The 6,430-nt window shown below is 68.6% G+C and carries 8 protein-coding genes; 3 read left to right on the top strand and 5 right to left on the bottom strand.

Annotated features, from left to right (window positions below):
* Positions 1-73 precede the first annotated feature (73 nt).
* Positions 74-538 carry an Lrp/AsnC family transcriptional regulator gene (locus tag AB2U09_RS11300; RefSeq protein ID WP_459192819.1) on the bottom strand — a complete coding sequence of 155 codons (465 nt, stop codon included), beginning with the start codon at positions 536-538 and terminating at the stop codon, positions 74-76.
* A gap of 131 nt (positions 539-669) precedes the next feature.
* Here AB2U09_RS11300 and aspS point away from each other — a divergent pair, with 131 nt between their 5' ends.
* A complete protein-coding gene (gene aspS / locus AB2U09_RS11295) occupies positions 670-1,974 on the top strand; it encodes an aspartate--tRNA(Asn) ligase (protein ID WP_459192818.1) in 1,305 nt (434 codons plus the stop codon).
* 98 nt (positions 1,975-2,072) lie between these two features.
* On the opposite strand, the gene AB2U09_RS11290 is transcribed toward aspS, so the two are convergent.
* Positions 2,073-3,167, bottom strand: coding sequence for a glycosyltransferase family 4 protein (locus tag AB2U09_RS11290; protein ID WP_459192817.1), 1,095 nt, complete (start codon positions 3,165-3,167; stop codon positions 2,073-2,075).
* A gap of 155 nt (positions 3,168-3,322) precedes the next feature.
* Between AB2U09_RS11290 and AB2U09_RS11285 the strand changes: the two genes are divergently transcribed.
* Complete coding sequence (locus tag AB2U09_RS11285) at positions 3,323-3,946, top strand: hypothetical protein (protein WP_459192816.1); 624 nt, start codon at positions 3,323-3,325, stop codon at positions 3,944-3,946.
* 42 nt (positions 3,947-3,988) lie between these two features.
* Here the strand turns inward: AB2U09_RS11285 and AB2U09_RS11280 are convergent, their stop codons facing one another.
* The 3 genes from AB2U09_RS11280 to AB2U09_RS11270 all read right to left on the bottom strand — a co-directional run bounded on the left by AB2U09_RS11280 (position 3,989) and on the right by AB2U09_RS11270 (position 5,789).
* Complete coding sequence (locus AB2U09_RS11280) at positions 3,989-4,822, bottom strand: bacteriorhodopsin (protein ID WP_459192815.1); 834 nt, start codon at positions 4,820-4,822, stop codon at positions 3,989-3,991.
* 148 nt (positions 4,823-4,970) lie between these two features.
* On the bottom strand, positions 4,971-5,486 hold the full coding sequence (locus tag AB2U09_RS11275; protein WP_459192814.1) for a PIN domain-containing protein: 516 nt from the start codon (positions 5,484-5,486) through the stop codon (positions 4,971-4,973).
* On the bottom strand, positions 5,487-5,789 hold the full coding sequence (locus AB2U09_RS11270; protein WP_459192813.1) for a UPF0175 family protein: 303 nt from the start codon (positions 5,787-5,789) through the stop codon (positions 5,487-5,489).
* 118 nt (positions 5,790-5,907) lie between these two features.
* Here AB2U09_RS11270 and AB2U09_RS11265 point away from each other — a divergent pair, with 118 nt between their 5' ends.
* Positions 5,908-6,384, top strand: coding sequence for an SHOCT domain-containing protein (locus AB2U09_RS11265; RefSeq protein WP_459192812.1), 477 nt, complete (start codon positions 5,908-5,910; stop codon positions 6,382-6,384).
* The last annotated feature ends 46 nt before the right edge of the window (positions 6,385-6,430 follow it).

Below are 6,430 nucleotides of genomic sequence, written 5' to 3'. Positions count from 1 at the left end.
CTACACCGTTTCGGGGACGATACCCGGCCACGACTGGGTCACTGCGGGCGAGTGAGCCGCCGCCCGAGCGTGTTCACTCCTCGCCGAACCCGCTGTAGGGGTGGACGAACTCGTTGCGGATGATGTCCTCGTCCTCGATGTGGAGGCCGAGCGCGTCGAGTTCGCGGCCGATCCGGCTGAGGTCGTCGCCATCGCGGCCGACGACCTCGATGTGGACGTTCTCGTTGCCGGTCATCACCTCGCGGACCGCGACGACTCCCTCGATTTCCAGGGCGTCTCGGACGAGTTGTTCGCGGTCGGGGACCGGCGCGGTACAGACGATGAGGGTGTGCAGCTGGAAGCCCGCGGCCTCGTAGTCCACGTCGGCGTGGTAGCCGGTGATGATCCCGGCTTCCTCAAGGTTGCGGATGCGGGTCCGAACGGTGCTGGCGGCGACACCCATCCGGTCGGCGATCGTGCTGGTCGACAGCTTCCGGGCGTCGTCCTGAAGCGCGTGGAGGATCGCCCGGTCGAGTTCGTCCAGTTCGCGGTCTGTCATGGCTCCCTATTCCCCACCGGCTGACAGAAACGTTGCGGTCAGCGGAGCGCCCGCCCCGGCCGGTCGGGAGGCCTGGGAGTCGCTGACCCGGAAGGACTGCCCTTAAGTCGAGCCCCCAAGAATCCACTCCCATGGACGACCGCACGTACACCGCAGACGCACAGCCGGGCGAGACCGTCACGGTCGCCGGCTGGGTCCACGAGATCCGCGACCTCGGCGGCATCGCCTTCCTCATCCTCCGCGACCAGTCCGGCAAGATCCAGGTCAAGTTCGAGAAAGACGAGATGGACGACGATCTGGTCGAGACGGGCCTGGGCGTCCACCGCGAGTCCGTCGTCGCCGTCACCGGCGACGTCGAGGAGGAGCCCCGCGCCCCCACCGGCGTCGAGATCACCCCCGACTCGCTCGACGTGGTCGCCGAGGCCGACCCCGAACTGCCGCTGGACCCCTCGGGCAAGGTCGACGCCGACCTCTCGACGCGACTGGACAACCGCACGCTCGACCTCCGCAAGGACGAGACCAAGGCCATCTTCGAGATCCGCGCCGAGGTCCTCCGGTCCGTTCGCGAGGCCTTCCGGAACCTCGACGCCACCGAGATCAACACGCCGAAGATCGTCGCCACCGGCACCGAGGGCGGGACCGAACTGTTCCCGATCACCTACTTCGGCCAGGAAGCGTTCATGAACCAGAGCCCGCAGCTGTTCAAGCAGCTGATGGTCGGCTCCGGCCTCGAGCGCGTCTTCGAGATCGGCCCGATCTTCCGCGCCGAGGAGCACAACACGCCGCGACACCTCAACGAGGCGACCTCCATCGACTTCGAGTCGGCATTCTACGACCACACCGAGGCGATGGACGCCTGCGAGGCCGTCGTGAAGGCCGCCTACGAGGGCGTCGCCGAGAACTGCCAGGAACAGCTCGAAGCGCTCGACCTGCAGGACGAATTCGAGGCGCCCGAGGGCGACTTCCCGCGGCTCACCTACGAGGAGGCCATCGAGCGGATCAACGCGACGGGCGAACTCGACGAGCAACTGGTCTGGGGCGACGACCTCCCGACCGAGGGCGAGCACGCGCTCGGCCAGGACGTCGGCGAGCACTACTTCATCACCGACTGGCCCTCGGAGATCAAGCCGTTCTACATCAAGGACCACGACGACGACGAGCAGCTGTCGACGGGCTTCGACATGATGCACCCGACGATGGAGCTCGTCTCGGGCGGCCAGCGTGAGCACCGCTACGACCACCTCGTCGAAGGGTTCGAACAGCAGGGGCTCGACCCCGAGCAGTTCGACTACTACACCAAGATGTTCAAGTACGGCATGCCGCCCCACGCCGGCTGGGGTCTCGGCGGTGAGCGCCTCGTCATGACGATGCTCGGCCTGGGCAACATCCGCGAGGCCGTGCTGTTCCCGCGAGATCGCCAGCGTTTGTCGCCGTAGGCGACAAACCTGGGAGCCACCGAGACTCGCTCGCGAGTCTCGCAGGACCGGCAGCGTCTGAGCCCGTAGGGGCGAGACCGCGACGCGGCCTCGGAGCGTTATCCTTCACTCGCTGCGTCCGCGAGCACCGATGCCAGCGCGTCGGTCTGGTCGGGGAGGGCGGCTCTGTAGGCCTCGGCACGCTCCCGTCCGCGTTCGGCGAACGCCTCGTAGACCGCCGGGTCGTCGAGGTTCCGGAGCGCCGCCGTCCAGGCCTCCGGGTCGGTCACCTCGTCGACGAGCTTGGCCGCGCCGCCACAGGCCTCGGGGAGGCCGCCGCGGTGGCTGGCGACGACTGGGACGCCGTTCCACATCGCCTCGAGGACGACCCGGCCGAACGTCTCCGCCCAGACCGACGGGACCAGCAGCACCGCCGCCCGCGCGTAGGTCTCCAGGATGCCGGCGTCGGGCTCGAAGGTCGCGTTCTCGACGCCCTCGAGGTCGACATCGGTCGGCGCTTCGGCCGCGACCGCCCGGTACGGGGTCTCCAGCGGCGCCCCGTGGAACGTGCTGCCCTGGAGTCGCAGCGTATCGAGGTCCCACGAGAAGTCGTCATTCCGGAAGGCGTACCACCCGCCCTTGGCGTAGAACTCCCGCTCGGGGAGCCGCTCTGCGACCGCTCGGAACGTCCGCCCGCCTTTCATCTCGATGGGGTTGACCATGGAGACGCGGTCGGACTGCCGGTCCGGCGCGGTGTAGAACTCGAAGTCGATGTGGGGGTAGACGAGCGTCGAGTCGCGCCCCCAGACCGCGGTGATCCACTGCTGGGTGAACTCGGAGTTGGCGACGAACCGCGTCGGGGACAGCTCGGTGACGACGTCCTCGTCGGCGTGGGTCGTCGTCAGCGAGAGGACGCTCGGGACGCCGACCGCGTCGGCCGCTTCGAGCGCGATATCCGCCCACATGTCCTGGGTCAGGACAACATCGTACTCGCCGTCCGCCAGTCGGTTCTCGATCTGTTCGCGGGGTTGGAGCTCCGACAGCCGCGTGACGCGCGCGCCGTCTCGAACGACCGATTCGTCCGACTCGCCGCGGCAGATCACGTCGACCGTCACGCCTCGGTCGTCGAGTTCGTCGAGCCAGTTCCTCGCCGTGTTGGTCGCCCCGCCGATCGAACCGACCGGGTCGGAGGCGCTGATGTACGCTACTCGCATGCGCTTCCCTGCGTTACCCCGGGCGGTGGATAGCTATCACTCTCATCCGTCCGGCCGTTTATACGGCGCGGGTCGGGTGCCACCGACGGTTTCCCGAGCCACGGATGGGGCCCGCGGACGAACGCTTATCCGCCCCTCGCTCCGATCGGACGGTGATGGAGTGGACGGCCTACAGCTTCGAGTGCGGGGACGCCGACGCCCGCGAGTCGCTGGTCGACTGGTTCGACGAGACCCACCCGATCGCGGTGCCCGCGGACGAGGACTACGCCCACGGCGACCTCGTCGACGGCGACGGCGAGACGCGCTCTGCCGACCTCGCGTGGGTCGGCGACTACTGCTACGCGCTGACGAACGACCCCGTCCCCGGACTGCTCGTCGAGAGCGCACCGTTCTGGGAGCGGGCGTCCGTCGCGACGTTCGACTCCGAGACGGAGACCTGCACGGAGGCCGTACTGTATCGGTCGGTCGACGACGCGCCCGAGGAGATCGTGCGTTACGAGGGTGAAGACGGCCTCGCGGGACAGGGACTGCTCTATCGCTTCGCCATGGAGCACCAGTTCCGCTTTCGCGCGTTCGCCCACGCGCCACCGGCGCCGATGTTCACCGAACCGTTCGGCGCATTCGACGCCCCCGTCGGGATGGGCTGGGGCAGCGATCCGCTTGAGGAGTTCGAGGCGGAGACCGGCGTCGCGCCGACGGCGCGAGGCGTGACTTTTCTAGAGGAGGATCCCGTTCTCGACGAGGGTGAGTTCTACGAGGCTGCCGACGACGAAGAGTAACCAGCGAGAGATCCGGGGTCGCCCGGGGGGCGAGCGGCGCGGTCAGTCGTCGACGGCCGCGGCGCCGTTCTCGGTCCTCAGTGCGGAGCCCGCGCTCGCGACGACGTCCTGGTTCGCCGCGACCCACCGCAACAGCAGGAACGCGAAGACGTACTTCGCGCCGATGTCCAGCAGCGAGTAGGCCCACGACGTGAGCCCGACGGACTCGACCAGCGCCAGCCCCTCGACACCGGCGGCCCAGACGATCGGATAGCCCAGCCACAGCACGACCGTCAGCGTCCGCAGGGTCCCGAATATCTCTCCCGTCCCCGCAGCGTCGGCGGCCCGCGGCCACCTGGCCACCAGTGCGTACAGGACGACTGCGAAGAACGTGCAACTGATGGCGTAGAAGGCCCAGCGGAGCGCGTACGAGGACGTGACGAGCGCCGCGGCGAGGCCGGTGACGCACATCGCGACGTCGCAGGTGACGACGGTGAACAGGCTCGCCAGGTCCACGTCGGCCAGGACCCCCAGCGCGAGCAGGATCATCGGCGTCGACAGCGTCCACGTCAGATACCGGCCCCACTGGCTCAGAACTTCCTCGCCACCGAGGGGGTGGTTCGGCGGCATCTCGACGAACCCGACCGTCAGTCCGGACAGCAGCCCCGTGTAACTCGATATCGACACGAGCGGGACCAGCAGCGTCGCCGCCCAGATGAGTCTCGCACGCTCCCCCTCGACGTTTCGAGCCATGTACACGAACAGCAGTATCGACAGTCCCGCGAGCGCGATGTTCACCCACAGCGACGACGCCAACAGCGCGTCGTTCTGGATCTGTTCGACTACTTCCCCCTGGGTCGCTTGCTGCAGGATCCAGATAGGTTGAACCAGTGACATAGTGGTTCGTTGGTTCCGTCACTGGAGTAACCACTCCCGGCGAATGCAGGGGCGACGGACGTGACCGTCGAGAACGGGGGGTGAGAGGCGACCGCGAACGGAGTGAGCGACAGCGCCTCTCCAGCGGTCGCTCCGACCGCACTGATCGCTACTCTCCGACCGCACCGACAGCTTGCGACCGCATCTCGCCGGTCAGCTGGATGCCGTTGGCGTCGATCCGGCGAATGATCCGCCGGGCCTGCGAGCGCGAGAGGTACTTGTCCTCGGTCGCGGCCCGGGCGACGACGCCGAAACTGCTCGTGACGGCGCCGCCGAGGCCCTCGGCGATGCGGCGGACGCGGCGGTCCTCGGAGACGACGGCGACGGCGTGGCGGTCGTCGGGGTCGGCGTGGGCGATGACGCCCGCGATCATGGCGGCTTCGTGGGTGTCTTCCTCGATACCGACGACCTCGGTCGCCTGCTGGTGGGCGGCGTCGGGGACGGCCGTCGAGACGCCGGCGTCGTCGACGAACGCCTCGACAGCGCTCCGTGCGGGCTCGGTCGTCACCTGCTCCTGGACGACATCGGGGACGACGAGGCGGCCGTCGAAGCTCTCCAGGAGGTCCAGTTCGCCGACCTGCCCGAGCGCGTACAGAGTCGTCGGGCCGACGTAGATGCGTGACATCTACAGCTCCTGTGCGGTGTAGGCGTCGTCGCTCAGGTCCTCGGCGGCCAGCTGCGTGGTCAGGTTGCGCTCGTGGGCGATCTCCAGCCACTCGCCGAGCGAGACGCCGGCGACCCGCGCGGCCTCGGCGACGGAGGCCTCGCCGGTCTGGTAGCGCTCGACCGCGCGACGGATCCGCAGCTCTTTCAGCCCCTCACGCAGGGCCTTCCGGATCGTCGTGCTCCGGTCCTCTTCCAGCAGTTCGGCGACCGCGTCCAGTTCCTCTTTCTCGTCCATCGGGAGGCGAGCGCTGACTGACGGCATTCTCGATACGTTGTCTGACACCGCATACAATAACTCTGTGGGTCGATCCGCGGGCCGACCCCGGCCCGGCGGCTTCGGCGGCCGTAGATACAAATGCGGGGCCGTGTTTCCCTCCGACATGGGATCGGAACGGGAGGGCGGCGACGAGGAGACGCTCGCCGGCGTCGCGGCCGGAGCGGTGACGTTCCTCACGCTCGCGGTGGCCTTCGGCCTCATGTTCCTCGGCGTCCCGTGGTTCTGGGTCGCGTTCCCGGTCGGGTTCGGCGGCCTGCTGCCGATGGCGGTTTCGCTGGCGAAGTGGTACGAGTCCAACCGCGCGACGGGGCGCGAGCGGGCGAGCGACCTGCTGGGGTCGAGTAGGCGAAGCGGCGACGCCGACGAGGCCTTAGAGGCACTGCGCGAACGGTACGCCCGCGGGGAGATCGACGACGAGGAGTTCGAGACGCGCGTCGAACGCCTGCTGGAGACCGAGTCCGTCGACGACGCCGAGGCGTTTCTCGGCGGCGACCGCGATCGCGGGGTGCGTCGGCCAGAACGAGCGACCGACGACCGGGGCCCAGCGGCCGACGACAGTGACGAGGTAGAGCGCGCCTGATCGGCCGGTTCGCGGCCGGAGGACGAAACTGATTACAGGCGCCGTA

The organism is Halosimplex yunnanense, from assembly GCF_054504345.1.
The sequence above is the reverse complement of the archived record's forward strand: the minus strand, read 5'-3'. Positions and strand labels throughout refer to the sequence as shown.